The following is a 15,869-nucleotide window of genomic DNA, read 5'->3' as shown; positions in this document are numbered from 1 at the left end:
CGGAAGTCACCGGGTCAGCGGCAGGGACGCCATCCCGCGCAGCGCCGGGTTGGGACGGCGCGTCACCTCGCCGCCGATCCGCAGCGTCGGAAACCGCTTTCCCAGCTGTTCGAGCAGCACGGTCATTTCGAGCCGCGCCAAGGCCGCGCCGAGGCAGAGGTGCAGGCCGTGCCCGAAGAACAGCCCGCGGCCGCCGTCCCGGGTGATGTCGAAGCGGTCCGGGTCGGCGAACCGCGCGGGGTCCCGGTTCGCCGACCCCGAGAGCAGCACGATCACGTCGCCCTCGGCAATCTCGCGGCCGTCGAGCACCGCCGGCCGGGCGGCCGCGCGCTGGGTCACCTGGGCGGCCCCGTCCCACCGCAGGATCTCCTCGGCCGCGCCGGCCGCCAGTCCCGGATCGCCGGTGAGCAGGGCGAACTGGTCCGGGTGGGTGAGCAGGGCGTGGATCCCGTTGCCGAGCGCGCCCGCGGTCGTCTCGTAGCCGCCGCCGAACAACACGAGCAGCGAGTTGAGCACCTCTTCGCCGGACATCAGCTCCTCACCGGCGGCGGGCCTGGCCAGCAGCGCGGACGTCAGATCGTCGCGCGGCTCCGCCCGCCGCCGTGCGATCAGATCCGTGAAATAGGCGTGGTATTCGACGGCGGCCGCGTCGACCGCGGCGCGCAGCTCCGGCGACATCGCGGGGTCGACCTGCTTGCCGATCAGGTCGGTGACGCGGCGCAGCCGGTCGTGGTCGGTTTCGGGCACGCCGACCAGATCGCCGATCACCGCCATCCCGAGCGGGTAGAGGACGGTGCCGACGAACTCCGCCGCGGTCCCGCCTGCGGTGGCGTCGGCGAAGCGGTCGAGCACGCGGTCGGTGGCCCGGCGGACGGAAGGCTCCAGCGCCTGGACGCGCAGGACGGTGAAGTCGCGGACGAGCAGCCGGCGTTCGCGGGTGTGGTCCGGCGGGTTCTTCCACGGCAGCAGATCGGCCAGCAACGCCATCGCGGGGTTGTCCCGCCAGCCCGGCGTGTGCCGGTCGCGCCACCCGGCGTCGAGGACGCGGAAGGTCTCGCCGTCGGCGAGCACCTGCTGGCAGTCGGCGAACCGGCTGAGCACCCAGCCGCCGAAGACCTCGCTGCGGAAGATCGGCGTCTCCTCGCGGAGCTTCGCGTAGACGGGGTACGGATCGGCGAGCCCGGCCGGGCTGGACAGGGACAGCAGGGCGTGGTCGGCGGCTGCGGACACGAGTGCTCCCTCCGGTGGCGGAAAGCGGTACCCGCAGTCTTCTCCCCGACACCCCGGCCGGGCAACGTCCGGTAGCCGGCCACCACTCGGCGGACCGCCCGTGCGGCACTACAGCTTCAGGCGGTCACCGAGCCCGCGGACGTGGTCCGCCCGGCCGCAGTCGAGGTCCTGCTGGCGGCGGCGTTCCGCGACGAACGCGCGGCCCAGCCCCGTCCGGTCCGAAGTGGACATACTCCGGCGCAGGTCGTTCAGCAGCCCGCGTTCTTCGACGCGGACGTGCGCGTCGACGACGTTCTCCAGCCGCAGCAATGCCTTCTCGAAGTCGTCACCCTCCAGGACGGCCAGCAGGTCCTCGGCGAACGGCGAGCCCGGAGACTCCGGCCGGACGATCCGCTCGGTCGCCGTCGCGTGCGCGACCAGGAGGGCCGACAGCTCCGCCACCAGGGCCGGCCGGTCGGCTTCGGTGTTGCGCAGGTCGCGCAGCAGCTGCTCGAACCGGCGGTGGTCGGCCAGCAGCACCTCGACCAGGTCCGAACCCGGTGCCGCCGCGGCCGGGGCCGGGCGCATCCAGCCGAACGTCAGCTCCACCGCCTGGCGCCAGTGCGCGTATTCGGAGTCGCGGCGGGCCGGGTCCATCGCCGGCAGCCACTGGCCCGCCCGGTGCCAGTTGCGCCGCAGGCCCTCCAGGTCCGGCCAGTACCCGACGGACAACCCGGCCGCGTAGGCCGCGCCGAGCGACACCGTCTCCGCCACCATCGGGCGCACCACCGGCACGTCGAGGACGTCGGCGATGAACTGCATCAGCAGGTTGTCCGCGGTCATCCCGCCGTCGACCTTCAAGGTCGAGAGCGCCAGCCCGGAGTCGGCGTTCATCGCGTCGACGACCTCGCGGGTCTGCCAGCCCGTCGCCTCCAGCACCGCTCGCGCGAGGTGGCCCTTCGTGATGTACGACGTCAGCCCGGCGATGACGCCGCGTGCCTCGCTGTGCCAGTGCGGCGCGAACAGGCCGGAGAACGCGGGCACGATGTAGCAGCCGCCGTTGTCCTCGACCGTCCGGGCGAGGGTCTCGATCTCGGGTGCGCTGCCGATCAGCTCCAGGCCGTCGCGGAACCACTGCACCAGCGACCCGGTGACGGCGATAGACCCTTCCAGGGCGTACACCGCGGGCTCGTCGCCGATCTTGAAGCCGACCGTGGTGAGCATGCCGTGGGTGGACAGCACCGGCGTCGGGCCGGTGTTGAGCAGCAGGAAGCTGCCGGTGCCGTAGGTGCACTTCGCCTCGCCGGGCGCGAAGCAGGTCTGGCCGAACAGCGCCGCCTGCTGGTCACCCAGCGCGGCGGCGATGCGGATGCCGGGGACCACGCGGGACGTCGTGCCGTAGACCTCGGTCGACGAGCGGATCTCCGGCAGCATCGCGCGCGGGACGTCGAAGAACTCCAGCAGCTCGTCGTCCCAGTTGAGGGTGCGCAGGTTCATCAGCATGGTCCGCGAGGCGTTGGTGACGTCGGTGACGTGCACGCCGCCCTCGGCGCCGCCGGTCAGGTTCCAGATCAGCCAGCTCTCGATGGTGCCGAAGAGGACGTCCCCGCGTTCGGCGCGCTCGCGCAGGCCGGGGGTGCGTTCGAGCAGCCAGCGGATGCGGGGAGCGGAGAAGTACGTGGCGAGGGGGAGGCCGCACAGCCGGCGCACCCGGTCGGCGCCGGGTTCGCGGGCGAGCTGTTCGAGCATCGCGTCGGTCCGGGTGTCCTGCCAGACGATCGCCCGCCCGACCGGGTTGCCGGTGCGCCGGTCCCACAGGACGGTGGTCTCGCGCTGGTTGGCGATCCCGAGCCCGACGACCTGCTCGGCGGTCGCGCCGGCGTCGGCGAGGGCCTGCGGGACGATCCGCGAGACGTTCCGCCAGATCTCGGTGGCGTCGTGCTCGACCCACCCGGGCCGCGGGAAGTGCTGCTGGTGCTCCCGCTGCACGACGGAGACGAGCCGGCCGCGGGCGTCGAACAGGATGCACCGGGTGGAGGTGGTGCCCTGGTCGATGGACATCACGTACCGCTGGACCATGGTCCTCCCTTCACCACCGGGACGCGCCCAGGTCTCGCGAGACCGCCCGGGCCGCGTCGCGGACCTGGGTCAGCAGCCTCGGGCTCGGGGCGCCGTCGGGCTCGCAGATCCGCTCCACCGGACCCGACACCCCGATCGCGCCGACCACGATGCCGCCGTGGCCGCGGATCGGGGCCGCGATCCCGGCCTCACCCGAGATCATCTCGCCGTTCTCCGCCGCCCAGCCCGCCTCCCGTACCTTCGCACACGCCCGCTTGATCGCCGTCTGGGTGACCAGCGTGCGGCGCGTGTACGGCTCCGGGACCGCCTTCAGCGTCGTGTCGTAGGCCAGCAGCACCTTCCCCAGCGCGGTCGCATGCAGCGGCAGCAGGGTGCCGACGTCGAGGGTCTGCAGGCTGTCGTCCGGGCGGAACACGTGGTGCACGACCAGCACCCGGCCCTCCAGCGGTGCCCCGATCCGGACGGCCTCGCCGCTGCGGGCGGCCAGTGCGTCGGCCCAGTTGATCGCCCGGGACCGCAGCTCGTTGACGTCCAGGTAGCTGGTGCCCAGGTGCAGCAGGGCCGCGCCGAGCTGGTACTTGCCTGTGTCGCGGTCCTGCTCGACGAAGCCGACGCCCTGCAGCGTGCGCAGGATCCCGTGCGCGGTGCCCTTCGCCAGCTCGAGGGACTCGGCGATCTCGCCGACGCCCAGACGGCCCGAGCCGCGCGCCAGCAACCGCAGGATCGCGGCGGCGCGCTCGATGGACTGGATCGGACCGGGCACGGCGCGACCCTAACCCGACCGGCCCCGATTCGACAATGTCGAACATCCACTTCGGCCGTTCGACAATGCCGACCGGCGTCCGTTGACCGGCCTGACCCGCGAATTTAACTTTCATCCACCAATAGGGGGACAAGGTCCTTTGTGGAGGAAAGCAATGGTGCGAAGCCTCAAGGCCCGCGGGCTCGCCGGCGAGATGGCCGCCGAGTTCGTGGGGACGATGATCCTCATCCTGTTCGGGTGCGGCGTGGTGGCGCAGGTCGTCGCCGCGGGCATCGGGGACCACGACAGCATCGCCTGGGCCTGGGGCCTCGGCGTCACCCTGGGTGTCTACGTCGCTTCGCGGATCAGCGGCGCCCACCTGAACCCGGCCGTGACCGTCGCCCTCGCGGTGTTCAAGGGCTTCGAGTGGCGCAAGGTCGCCCCCTACGCCCTGGCCCAGACCGCCGGCGCGTTCCTGGCCGCGATGCTGGTGCGCTGGAACTACACCGAGGTCCTCAACGCGAAGGACCCCGGCCTGACCATCAAGACCCAGGGCGTGTTCTCCACCCTGCCCGGCAACGGCACGCTGCCCGTCGGTGACTGGGCCGCCTTCCGCGACCAGATCATCGGTACCGCGATCCTCGTCCTGGTGATCTTCGCGATCACCGACCTGCGCAACACCTCGCCCGGCGCGAACCTCGCCCCGGTCGTGGTCGGCTTCCTCGTCGTCGCCATCGGCATGGCCTGGGGCACCAACGCCGGCTACGCGATCAACCCCGCCCGCGACTTCGGCCCGCGCCTGGCCTCCTGGCTGACCGGCTACGACACGGCGTTCACGGACCAGTACGGCTTCCCGTACTGGTGGATCCCGATCGTGGCGCCGGTGCTCGGCGCGATCGTCGGCGGCGCGATCTACAAGTACTTGATCGAGCGCCACCTCCCGGCCGGCGACCCGCTGGACGCCATGCCCGCCAAGGACCTCGAGCCCGCCAACTGAGTAGGAGCACGACCATGCCGGACTTCGTCGGTGCCGTGGACCAGGGCACGACCAGCACCCGCTTCATGATCTTCGACCACGGCGGCAACGAGATCGCCCGCCACCAGCTCGAGCACGAGCAGATCCTGCCCAAGCCGGGCTGGGTCGAGCACGACGCCACCGAGATCTGGGAACGCACCCGCTCGGTCATCGCAACCGCGCTCAACAAGGCGAACCTGACGGTCGGCGACCTGGCCGCGCTCGGCATCACCAACCAGCGCGAGACCACCGTCGTCTGGAACCGCCGCACCGGCCGCCCGTACGGCAACGCGATCGTCTGGCAGGACACCCGCACCGACCGGATCGCCTCCGCGCTCGAGCGCGAGGGCAAGGGCGACATCATCCGCCGCAAGGCCGGCCTGCCGCCCGCCACCTACTTCTCCGGCGGCAAGCTGCAGTGGATCCTCGAGAACATCCCGGGGGTGCGCGAGGACGCCGAGAAGGGCGACGCGCTCTTCGGCACCACCGACTCGTGGCTCATCTGGAACCTCACCGGCGGCCCGGACGGCGGCGTGCACGTCACCGACCCGACCAACGCCTCCCGCACCATGCTGATGGACCTGGAGACCCTCGACTGGGACGACGAGCTGCTGTCGTTCTTCGGCGTCCCGCGGCAGATGCTGCCGGCGATCCGGCCGTCGTCGAACCCGGGCTTCGGCACCACCCGCGCGGACGGCCCGCTCGGCGGCGAGGTCGCCATCACCGGCGTCCTCGGCGACCAGCAGGCCGCCACCGTCGGCCAGGTCTGCTTCCGGCCCGGCGAGGCCAAGAACACCTACGGCACCGGCAACTTCCTGCTGCTCAACACCGGCCAGGAGCTGGTGCGCTCCCAGCACGGCCTGCTGACGACGCTGTGCTACCAGTTCGGCGACGACAAGCCGGTCTACGCCCTCGAAGGCTCGATCGCCGTCACCGGGTCGGCCGTGCAGTGGCTGCGCGACCAGCTCGGCATCATCAGCGGCGCGGCCCAGAGCGAGAGCCTGGCCCGCCAGGTCGAGGACAACGGCGGCGTCTACTTCGTCCCGGCGTTCTCCGGCCTGTTCGCCCCGTACTGGCGCTCCGACGCGCGCGGCGCGATCGTCGGCCTCACCCGCGCCACGACCAACGCCCACATCGCCCGGGCCACCCTGGAAGCGATCTGCTACCAGACCCGCGACGTCGTCGAGGCCATGCAGAACGACTCCGGCGTCACCCTCGACGTGCTGCGGGTGGACGGTGGCGTCACCGCCAACGAGCTGTGCATGCAGCTGCAGGCGGACATCCTCGGCGTGCCGGTGTCGAAGCCGGTCGTCGCCGAGACCACCGCTCTCGGCGCCGCCTACGCGGCCGGGCTGGCGGTCGGTTTCTGGAAGTCGACCGACGAGCTGGAGCAGAACTGGAACGAGGACAAGCGCTGGACGCCGTCGTGGAGCGACGAGCAGCGCGCCGAAGGCTACGCGGGCTGGCAGAAGGCCGTCGGCCGCACGCTCGACTGGGTCGACGTGCAGTGAGCAGGAGGAGGAACACCGTGACCCCGCTTTCCCCGGCCTACCGGGCGGAGACGCTGCGGAAGCTGGTCAACGAAGAGGTCGACGTGCTGGTCGTCGGCGGGGGAGTCACCGGGGCCGGCGTCGCGCTCGACGCCGCGTCCCGGGGGCTGTCGACCGCGCTGGTCGAGGCCCGCGACTTCGCCGCCGGCACGTCCAGCCGGTCGTCCAAGCTGATCCACGGCGGCCTGCGCTACCTGGAGCAGCTGGACTTCAAGCTGGTGCGCGAGGCGCTCAAGGAGCGCGGCCTGCTGCTGCAGAAGCTGGCCCCGCACCTGGTGCGGCCGGTGAAGTTCCTGGTGCCGCTGCAGCACCGGGTGTGGGAGCGCGGGTACATCGGCGCCGGCGTCACGCTGTACGACACCCTCGGCGGCGCCCGTGCGCTGCCGCGGCACCGGCACCTGTCCAAGCGGGGCGCCTTCAAGGTGGCCCCGGCGCTCGCGGACGACGCGCTGATCGGGGCGATCCAGTACTACGACGCCCAGGTCGACGACGCCCGCCACACGATGACGATCGCCCGGACGGCGGCCGAGCAGGGCGCTTCGGTGCTCACGCGGACTCGGGTCACTTCGCTGCTTCGCGACGGCGAGCGCGTCGTCGGTGCGAAGGTGGTCGACCGCGAGAGTGGTGTCGAGTTCGAGATCCGCGCTCGCACCGTCGTGGCGGCCACCGGTGTCTGGAGCGACGACATGGCGGAGGCGGCCGGCATCCCGGCGCCGTTCACCGTGCGGGCCTCGAAGGGCATCCACCTCGTGGTGCCGCGGGAGAAGATCGACCTCGACACCGGGCTGATCCTGCGCACGGAGAAGAGCGTGTTGTTCGTCATCCCGTGGGGACGGCACTGGATCGTCGGCACCACCGACACCGAGTGGGACCTCGACCGCGAGCACCCGGCGGCGAGCCGCGCGGACGTCGATTACGTGCTCGAACACCTCAACGCCGTCCTGCGCACCCCCGTGACGCACGACGACATCGAGGGCGTCTACGCCGGACTGAGGCCGCTGCTGGCGGCGAAGGCGGCCGCGACGACGAAGCTGTCGCGGGAGCACGCGGTGGCGCACCCGGTGCCGGGCCTGGTCATCGTGGCCGGCGGCAAGTACACGACGTACCGGGTGATGGCCGCGGACGCGGTCGACGTCGCGGTCGAGGAGCTCGGCCGCCCGGCCCCGCCGTCCTGGACCGACCGGCTCCCGATCGCCGGCGCCGAGGGCTACCACGAGCTGTGGGAGGACCGGTCCGGCGTTGCCGCGAAGTCGGGCCTGCCGCTGACCCGCGTCGAGCACCTGCTGCAGCGGTACGGCACGCGGATCTGGAACCTCCTTTCGCTCATCGAGGAGGACCCCTCGCTCGCGGAGCCGATCACGGAGGGCTCGGAGTACCTCCGCGTGGAGGCGGCGTACGCGGTCTCCCACGAGGGGGCGCTGCACCTGGAGGACGTCCTGACGCGGCGGACGCGCATCTCGATCGAGGAGCGCGACCGCGGCGTCGCAGCGGCGCCGGTCGTCGCGGAGCTGATGGCCCCGCTGCTCGGCTGGGACGCCCCGAAGCGCGAGCGCGAGGTGGCGAACTACCTCGCGCGCGTCGAGGCGGAGCGCTCGGCCCAGGAAGCCCCGGACGACGCGGCGGCGAACGCCACCCGCCTCGCGGCCCCGGCGCTGCTGCCGAGCTGAACCGGACACCCGGAACCGACCTGAAGGGGAGGACAGGGATGTTCAGAGGTGTCTCGCGACGGCGGCGGTGGTGCTCGCCGCGGAACCCGGCGAGTGCGGACGAACCGGGCGGCCCGATCGATCTGGACACGCTGCCCGGCGGGCTGACCGGGTCACTCCGCTGCCGTTGCCCGCCGAGGGCGCTTACTGCCGTGCCGCGGACCTCAACGACCGTGGCGCCGTCACGGGCGAATGCTCGGTGCTGGAGCAGAACTCGCACGCCGTGCGGTGGGACCTGCCGGTGATCGGGAACCGGTGAGCACGCCCAGCTCGGCGAGCACGTACCGGGCGTTGGCCGAGATGACCGGGTTGGTGTGCCGGTAGTACGGCAGCTGGAGCACGGCCATCGCCAGCGCCCGGCCCCGGCCGCGGGCCCAGGTGGCGTCGTCGGGGGCCACGGTGTCGCGGAAGGCGTCCCGGGTGTCCGCGGTCAGCAGGTTCCACGCCGGGATCAGATCGATCGCCGGGTCGCCGAGGCCCGCGGTCGCCCAGTCGAGGACGCCGCTGAGGTGGCCGTCGCGCAGCAGGAGGTTGCTCGGCATCAGGTCGCCGTGCACCCAGCGCGGCGGCCCGGTCCATTGTGGAGCGTCGACTGCTTCGGCCCACACGGCGAGGGCCGCCTCCGCGTCGAACGGCTCGTCGGTGCGGCTCAGCTCGGCGATCGCCTCGCGGGCGGCCGTGTCCACGGTGGACAGCGGCCGCCCGCGGTGGGCCGGCGGACCCGCTGCCCGGTTCGCCCGGAGCGCGAGGACGAACTCCGCCAGCCCGGGAGCCGGGTGGCCTTCGAGCGCCGGGGAGCCGTCGAGCCAGCGGTGCACCGCCCACGGCCACGGGTACCCCTCGGCGGGCTCACCGACCGCGACGACGGCCGGGACCGCCGCCGGCAGCTCGCCCAGTGCGCCGAGGGCCTCGCGTTCCTTCGCGATGTCGCCGGCGCCACCAGCGGTGAGGGGAAGCCGGACGGTCAGCTCGGTCCCGAGGCGGTACACGGCGTTGACCGTGCCGCCGGAAGCCAGGGGAGTGAGGGGCAGCCCGGCCCAGCGGGGGAACTGCCCGTCGACGAGCCGCCGGACCAGGCCGGTCTCGATGGCGTGCTGATCGGCGTGCATCGGCATGCTCCCACCGAACCATCCTGGTCAACGGGGTTTTCGTGACCGCAAGCACCCCGGATTGCACGACGATGCATAGGCGTGCATAATCATTCGCATGTCCAAGGTGCTCACTTCCCTGCCCGTCGGCGAGCGTGTCGGTATCGCCTTCTCCGGTGGCCTCGACACTTCCGTAGCGGTCGCGTGGATGCGCGACAAAGGCGCGGTCCCCTGCACCTACACCGCCGACATCGGCCAGTACGACGAGCCCGACATCGAGTCGGTGCCCGGCCGGGCCGGCCAGTACGGCGCCGAGATCGCCCGGCTGGTCGACTGCAAGGAAGCGCTGGTCGAAGAAGGACTCGCGGCCCTGACCTGCGGTGCGTTCCACATCCGCACCGGCGGCCGCAGCTACTTCAACACCACCCCGCTCGGCCGCGCCGTCACCGGCACGCTGCTGGTGCGCGCGATGCTCGAGGACGACGTCCAGATCTGGGGCGACGGCTCCACCTACAAGGGCAACGACATCGAGCGGTTCTACCGCTACGGCCTGCTGGCCAACCCCTCCCTGCGCGTCTACAAGCCGTGGCTCGACGCGGACTTCGTCACCGAGCTCGGCGGCCGCAAGGAGATGTCCGAGTGGCTGCTCGCGCACGACCTGCCCTACCGCGACAGCACCGAGAAGGCCTACTCGACCGACGCCAACATCTGGGGCGCCACGCACGAGGCCAAGTCCCTGGAGCACCTGGACACCGGGATCGAGATCGTCAAGCCGATCATGGGCGTGGCGTTCTGGGACCCCGAGGTCGAGATCCCCGCCGAAGACGTCACCATCGGCTTCGAGCAGGGCCGCCCGATGACGATCAACGGCAAGGAGTTCGCCTCCGCCGTCGACCTGGTCCTGGAGGCCAACGCCATCGGCGGCCGGCACGGCCTGGGCATGTCCGACCAGATCGAGAACCGGATCATCGAGGCGAAGAGCCGTGGCATCTACGAGGCCCCCGGCATGGCGCTGCTGCACGCCGCCTACGAGCGGCTCGTCAACGCCATCCACAACGAAGACACCCTCGCCAGCTACCACAACGAGGGCCGCCGCCTCGGCCGCCTGATGTACGAGGGCCGCTGGCTGGACCCGCAGGCCATGATGCTGCGCGAGTCGCTGCAGCGCTGGGTCGGCACCGCGATCACCGGCGAGGTGACACTGCGGCTGCGGCGCGGCGAGGACTACTCGATCCTCGACACGACCGGCCCGGCGTTCAGCTACCACCCGGACAAGCTGTCGATGGAGCGCACCGAGGACTCGGCGTTCGGCCCGGTCGACCGGATCGGCCAGCTGACCATGCGCAACCTCGACATCGCCGACTCGCGGGCCAAGCTGGAGCAGTACGCCAGCCTCGGCATGGTCGGCGGCTCGAACCCGAAGCTGATCGGCGCCGCCCAAGCCGCGTCGACCGGCCTGATCGGCGCGATGCCCGAGGGCGGCGCCGAGGTGATCGCCTCGCGCGGCAAGACCGACGACGTCGAGCTGCTCGACAGCGCCGCGATGGAGTTCGGCACGGACTGATTGCCCACGACCCGAAGGCCACCACGCTCGCCGTGGTGGCCTTCGGTGCGTTCAGGGGACGAGCACGACCTTGCCGGTCACCGTGCCGGATTCGGCCAGCGCCAGTGCTTTCGCGGCTTCGGTCAGGGGAATCCGCGCGGCCACCTGGGCCTGGAGCTTTCCCTGGACGGCCAGGTCGAAGACGGCGGTCAGGTCTTCGACCAGGCGCGCGCGGAACCGCGGGAGGTTCCGCTTGCCGCCCCAGACGTTGTAGAAGTGCGCGCGGCGGCGGTTCGGCAACGCGGTCCACCACAGCAGGCGGGCGAACAGCTTCAGCACCGGCAGCCGCGAGTTGCCCGGCTGGTCCTTGGTGGCCGCGCTGCCGTAGGCGACCAGCGTCCCGCCCGGGGTGAGCAGCCGGAACGAGTCGGCGATGCCGGGCCCGCCGACGTGGTCGAACACGGCGTCGACGCCTTCCGGGGCCAGCTTGCGCACCTCGGCGGGCACGTCGCCGCGGTAGTCGACGGCGGTCGCGCCGAGCGCGGTCACCACGTCGGCGTTGCGGGCCGAGGCGGTGCCGATCACCTCGATCCCGGCCGCGCGGGCCAGCTGGACCAGCGTCGTGCCGACGCCGCCGCTCGCGCCGTGCACCAGGATCGTCGCCCCGGCCGGGACCTTCGCGATCCGGTGCAGCATCTGCCACGCCGTGATGCCGTTGACGACGAACGTCTCCGCCTCGGCCGCGTCGAGCCCGTCCGGCACCGGGACCAGGTCGGCGGCGGGCAGGACGAGGTGGGTGCGCCAGCCGCCGATCTTGGTCAGCGCGGCCACGCGCCTCCCGATCAAGGCCGGGTCGGCGGCTTCGAGCACGGTGCCGACCACGTCGTAGCCGGGCACGAACGGGAACGGCGGCTGGTCGAAATACTTGCCCCGGCGCATCTGCTGCTCGGCGAAAGAGACGCCGGTCGCATCGACGCGGACGAGGGCTTCCCCGGCGGCGGGCCGGGGGAGCGCACGGTGTTCGACGCGCAGGCCGTCCGGCTCGACGATGCCGGGGAGGACGATTTCGGTGACGGTCACGGGGATTCCTTTCGTGGCGTGAGTGACTGGTCAATCACTCGACGGGCGAGAAAAAGGGCCCTGGACAGGGCCGGGTTTTCAGTGGCGGATGCCGGCGGACAGCACGGCGGCCCACTCGCCGGCGTGCTCGTCCAGGTCGAGGGTGGCGACCAGGTGGCAGAGCTGGCCGTAGGCGATGAACCGCTGCACCTCGTCGTCGGCCGCGCCGGAGCGCGAGCGGGCGAACTCGGTCACCTTGGCCAGCCCGCGGCGGACGGCGTCGGCGATCTCGGGGGTGTCGGCGGCCGACTGGGCGTGCACCTGCAGCATCAGGAGGTTCCGGTCGGCGATCAGTTCGGCGTACGCGCCGCCCATCTCGTAGAGGATCTTCCCGGGGTCGGCGCCGTCGACGCGGGCGGCGCCGTTGGAGAGCGCGTGCACGACGAGTTCGTAGCACCGGTCCAGCGCGGCGACGAACAGGGAAACCTTGCCGGGGAACAACTTGAAGACGTACGCGGGCGAGATGTCGGCGCGAGCGGCCACCGCGCTGATCGGCGTGCTGTGGTAGCCGCCGCGGGCGAATTCGGCGATGGCCGCGTCGACGACGGTGTCCCGCCGGGCGTCGGAGGTGGAGAGGGTGGCACCGCGTTTCGTCATGTGAGTGACTGTACACTCACTCTCGCTCAACGGGCAACTCTCCGGCAATCGAGTGACGTTCACCGTCTCGATGTCTCGGATGTCCGCGAATTCCCCACGGGCAGCGCCGCGGTCCGGTTACAGTCCGGCTTCGAGGTTCCGCCTGGGGGCGGCCGCGGGAACGGGAGCGCGCGATGGGGCCTGAAGTGCGGTTTCACCTGCTCGGACCACTGACCGTGACGGTCGGCGGGCAGCCGCTGGCGCTCGGCGGGGCGAAGCAGCGGGTCCTGCTCGCGCACCTGCTGCTCAACGCGAGCCGGACGGTCTCGCCCGGGCAGCTGGTCGACACCCTGTGGCCGCACGATCCGCCGACGTCGGCCACCGCCAACCTGCAGACCTACGTGTGGCGGCTGCGCCGGCTGCTGCCCGAGGGCGCCGTCGTGCGCACCCACGACCCGGGTTACTCCTTGGAGGTCGACCCCGCCGACGTCGACGCCCACCGGTTCGCCCGGCTCGTCGCCGACGCCGCCCGCGCGGCCAAGGACGGCGCGCCCGAGACCGCGCTGACGCTGCTGGCCGACGCCGAAGCGCTGTGGCGCGGCGACCCCCTGGAAGACCTGCCGACCGCGCCCGCCTGGGACGCCGAGCTCGGCCGGCTCGTCGAAAACCGGCTGGCCGCGGTCGAGGAGCGGCTGGCGCTGCAGGTCCGGCTGGGCCGGCACGACCCGGCGATCGCCGAGCTCACCGTGCTGCTGGCCGAGCACCCGTACCGCGAACGGCTCTGGCAGCAGTACCTGCTGGCGCTCACCGGCGCGGGCCGCCGGGCCGAGGCGCTGCAGGCGTACGCGACCGCGCGCGAACGGCTCGTCACCGAACTCGGCGTCGAACCGGGGCCGGAACTGCGGGCCCTGCAGGCGGCGATCCTCACCGGTGAGCCGCTGCCCGGCCCCGCGCCGGTGGCACCGGTGCGGCAGCTGCCCGCCGACCTGCCGGACTTCACCGGCCGCGAGGAGTACGTCCGCGAACTGTCCGCCGCGCTCGGAGCGGGACCGGCGCCGGTCGTGCTGACCGGCGCGCCCGGCACCGGCAAGACGGCCCTCGCGATGCACGTCGCCCACGGCCTCGCGGGCCGCTTCCCGGACGGCCAGCTCTACGTCGACCTGGCGGGCACGGGCGCGCCGCGCGACCCGGCCGAGGTGCTCGCCGACTTCCTGCACGCCCTGGGCGTCACCGGGAACACCGTGCCGGCCGGGCTCGGCCAGCGGGCGGCGCTGTTCCGCTCCCGCCTGGCCGGGCGTCGCCTGCTGCTGGTGCTCGACGACGCGGCGACCGCCGGGCAGGTCCGTCCGCTGCTGCCCGCGGACCACGGGTGCGCGGTCCTGGTGACGACCCGCGGCCGGCTACCCGAGCTGGCCGGCGCGAAGCACGTCGAGCTGCCCGTGTTCGGCGAGCGGGAGGCCGCGCAGCTGCTGGCCGAGCTGGCCGGGCCCGACCGGGTGGTCGGCGAGCCGGCCGAAGCGGCGGCGATCGTGCGGTGCTGCGGGTACCTGCCGCTGGCGATCCGCATCGCGGGCGCGCGGCTGGCCGGACGTCAGGCGTGGAGCCTGCGCACGCTGCACGACCGGCTGGCCGACGAGTCCAGCCGGCTGAGCGAGCTGCGCGTCGGCGACCTCGGTGTCCGGCCGAGTTTCGAGCTGAGCCTGCGTCAGTTGCCACCGGCCGCGCGGACGGCGTTCGGCCGGTCGGCGGTGCTGGGCGCGCAGGACTTCCCCAGCTGGGTGGTCGACGCATTGCTGGACCGCGCGGGCACGCACGACGTCCTCGACGTGCTCGTCGACGCGAACCTGGTGTCGCTGACCGGGCAGGACGCGAGCGGGCACCCGCGGTACCGCCTGCACGACCTGCTGCGCTGCTACGCGAGCGAACTCCTGGCGGAGGAACCCCTTCCGGCCCGCCGCGAGACGCTCACCCGCGTCCTGTCGGTGCTCTTGGCGCTGGCGAAGACGGCGTCGGCGGCCCTGCCACCGGCGTTCGGCGCGATGACCGGCCCGGCTGTCGCTGCCGGCGCGGTCCCGGCCCGCTTGGTGAGCGACCCGCTGGCGTGGTTCACGGCGGAGCGCAAGCTGCTCGCGGCGGCGGTCCAGCTGGCGGCGGACGCCGGGTTGGCCGAATTGTCCTGGCAGCTGACGGCGGCAGCGGTCCCGTTCTACGACCTCCGCGGCGCGTATGACGACTGGCGACGCAGTCACGCGACGGCCTTGGCGGCCGTGGAGGCGGCGGACGACCGCAGGGGAGCGGCGGTACTCCGCCGAGGTCTCGGCCAGGTCCGCCTGTACCACGACGAATACGAGGCGGCGGCGAAGGACATGCGGCGTTCGGCGGAGCTGTTCGCCGAACTGGGCGACGTCCGCGGCGAGGCGTTGGCGGTGGCGGGCCTCGGCACGGTGGCCCGGGTCCGCGACCGCCCGCGTGAGGCACTGGACTTCTACCGGCGCGCGCGGTCGGGCTTGGAGCGGGCCGACGATCGCAGCGGCGTCGCCCAGATGCGCAATTCGATCGGGTCGACGTATGCGTTGCTGGGGGCGTTCGAGGAGGCGGAGACGTGGCTGCACCGAGCGCGTGAACTGGCGCGCGAGATCGAGGACGCCCACCGCGAGGCGAAGGTCCTGACGGAACTGGGAACCTTGCACCGCGACACGGGCCGGCTCCCGGAGTCGTTGACGTGCTTGAGGTTGGCGTTGAGCATCCTGGAGGAACTGGACGACGAGAGGTGCAGCGCGTACGCGTTGCTGGGGATCGGCCAGACGTTGCTGGAGGCGGGCGAGCCGATCCAGGCGCGCGGGGTGTGCGACCGGGCGTTGCGGGTGTTCCGCGAGACGGGCAACCACCAGGGCGAGACAACGGGCCTGGCGCTGCTGGAGCAGGTCCAGCGCCGGAGAACTCCTTCGGCGGCCCGCACCTGAGCCCGGCCCGCAGTGGTCGGACCGCCCAGGCACGCAAGCCGACCGCCGGGGTACGCGGGCCGACGCGGCTTCATCGGCGACTGGCGCGGGTCCCGGGCGAATTTCCGCGACCGCCCGGGCGTGACCGAAGCCGGAACTCGCGTGATCGGGGCCGGAACTCGCGTGACTCGGGAGGCATCTCGCGTGATTGGAGGGGCGACACGGTGAGGCGGGGGCGGGGGGCCCCGCCCCCCGATAGGAATATCACACGGCATAAAACAAGTGACAAAATTTATGTTG

11 protein-coding genes are annotated in these 15,869 nt (G+C 72.4%); 5 read left to right on the top strand and 6 right to left on the bottom strand.

Annotated features, from left to right (window positions below; all coding sequences use genetic code 11):
- Positions 1–6 precede the first annotated feature (6 nt).
- From ACWEVN_RS21725 to ACWEVN_RS21715, 3 genes are all read right to left on the bottom strand, one after another.
- On the bottom strand, positions 7–1,230 hold the full coding sequence (locus ACWEVN_RS21725; RefSeq protein ID WP_452052476.1) for a cytochrome P450: 1,224 nt from the start codon (positions 1,228–1,230) through the stop codon (positions 7–9).
- Positions 1,231–1,338: 108 nt separating this feature from the next.
- Positions 1,339–3,288, bottom strand: coding sequence for a glycerol kinase GlpK (glpK, locus tag ACWEVN_RS21720; RefSeq protein ID WP_452052475.1), 1,950 nt, complete (start codon positions 3,286–3,288; stop codon positions 1,339–1,341).
- Positions 3,289–3,298: 10 nt separating this feature from the next.
- Positions 3,299–4,051 carry an IclR family transcriptional regulator gene (locus tag ACWEVN_RS21715; RefSeq protein WP_449685983.1) on the bottom strand — a complete coding sequence of 251 codons (753 nt, stop codon included), beginning with the start codon at positions 4,049–4,051 and terminating at the stop codon, positions 3,299–3,301.
- Between the two features lie 154 nt (positions 4,052–4,205).
- Between ACWEVN_RS21715 and ACWEVN_RS21710 the strand changes: the two genes are divergently transcribed.
- From ACWEVN_RS21710 to glpD, 3 genes are read left to right on the top strand one after another with little or no spacing between them, the layout of a single operon-like run.
- Positions 4,206–5,027: an MIP/aquaporin family protein gene (locus ACWEVN_RS21710; RefSeq protein WP_449685984.1), complete on the top strand. Its 822-nt coding sequence runs from the start codon at positions 4,206–4,208 to the stop codon at positions 5,025–5,027.
- Between the two features lie 14 nt (positions 5,028–5,041).
- A complete protein-coding gene (gene glpK / locus ACWEVN_RS21705) occupies positions 5,042–6,556 on the top strand; it encodes a glycerol kinase GlpK (protein ID WP_449685985.1) in 1,515 nt (504 codons plus the stop codon).
- A gap of 17 nt (positions 6,557–6,573) precedes the next feature.
- A complete protein-coding gene (gene glpD / locus ACWEVN_RS21700) occupies positions 6,574–8,262 on the top strand; it encodes a glycerol-3-phosphate dehydrogenase (protein WP_452052474.1) in 1,689 nt (562 codons plus the stop codon).
- Between the two features lie 221 nt (positions 8,263–8,483).
- Here the strand turns inward: glpD and ACWEVN_RS21695 are convergent, their stop codons facing one another.
- Entirely contained in the window at positions 8,484–9,410 is a 927-nt protein-coding gene (locus ACWEVN_RS21695; protein ID WP_452052473.1) for an aminoglycoside phosphotransferase family protein, read from the bottom strand.
- A 97-nt stretch (positions 9,411–9,507) separates the two neighbouring features.
- Between ACWEVN_RS21695 and argG the strand changes: the two genes are divergently transcribed.
- The gene (gene argG / locus ACWEVN_RS21690) at positions 9,508–10,953 is read left to right on the top strand and encodes an argininosuccinate synthase (protein WP_310976225.1); all 1,446 of its coding nucleotides are present in this window, start codon (positions 9,508–9,510) and stop codon (positions 10,951–10,953) included.
- A 51-nt stretch (positions 10,954–11,004) separates the two neighbouring features.
- Here the strand turns inward: argG and ACWEVN_RS21685 are convergent, their stop codons facing one another.
- Both ACWEVN_RS21685 and ACWEVN_RS21680 read right to left on the bottom strand, forming a co-directional pair.
- Positions 11,005–12,012 (bottom strand): medium chain dehydrogenase/reductase family protein, encoded by a 1,008-nt coding sequence (locus tag ACWEVN_RS21685; protein ID WP_452052472.1) that lies wholly within the window; start codon positions 12,010–12,012, stop codon positions 11,005–11,007.
- Between the two features lie 78 nt (positions 12,013–12,090).
- Positions 12,091–12,648, bottom strand: a complete 558-nt coding sequence (locus ACWEVN_RS21680) for a TetR/AcrR family transcriptional regulator (protein WP_452052471.1) — start codon at positions 12,646–12,648, stop codon at positions 12,091–12,093.
- Positions 12,649–12,821: 173 nt separating this feature from the next.
- On the opposite strand from ACWEVN_RS21680, the gene ACWEVN_RS21675 reads away from it, so the two are divergent.
- Positions 12,822–15,590, top strand: a complete 2,769-nt coding sequence (locus ACWEVN_RS21675; RefSeq protein ID WP_452052470.1) for a BTAD domain-containing putative transcriptional regulator — start codon at positions 12,822–12,824, stop codon at positions 15,588–15,590.
- Positions 15,591–15,869: the final 279 nt, after the last annotated feature.

The organism is Amycolatopsis sp. NPDC003861, assembly GCF_053605405.1.
This window is presented reverse-complemented; position numbering and strand designations above follow the sequence as displayed.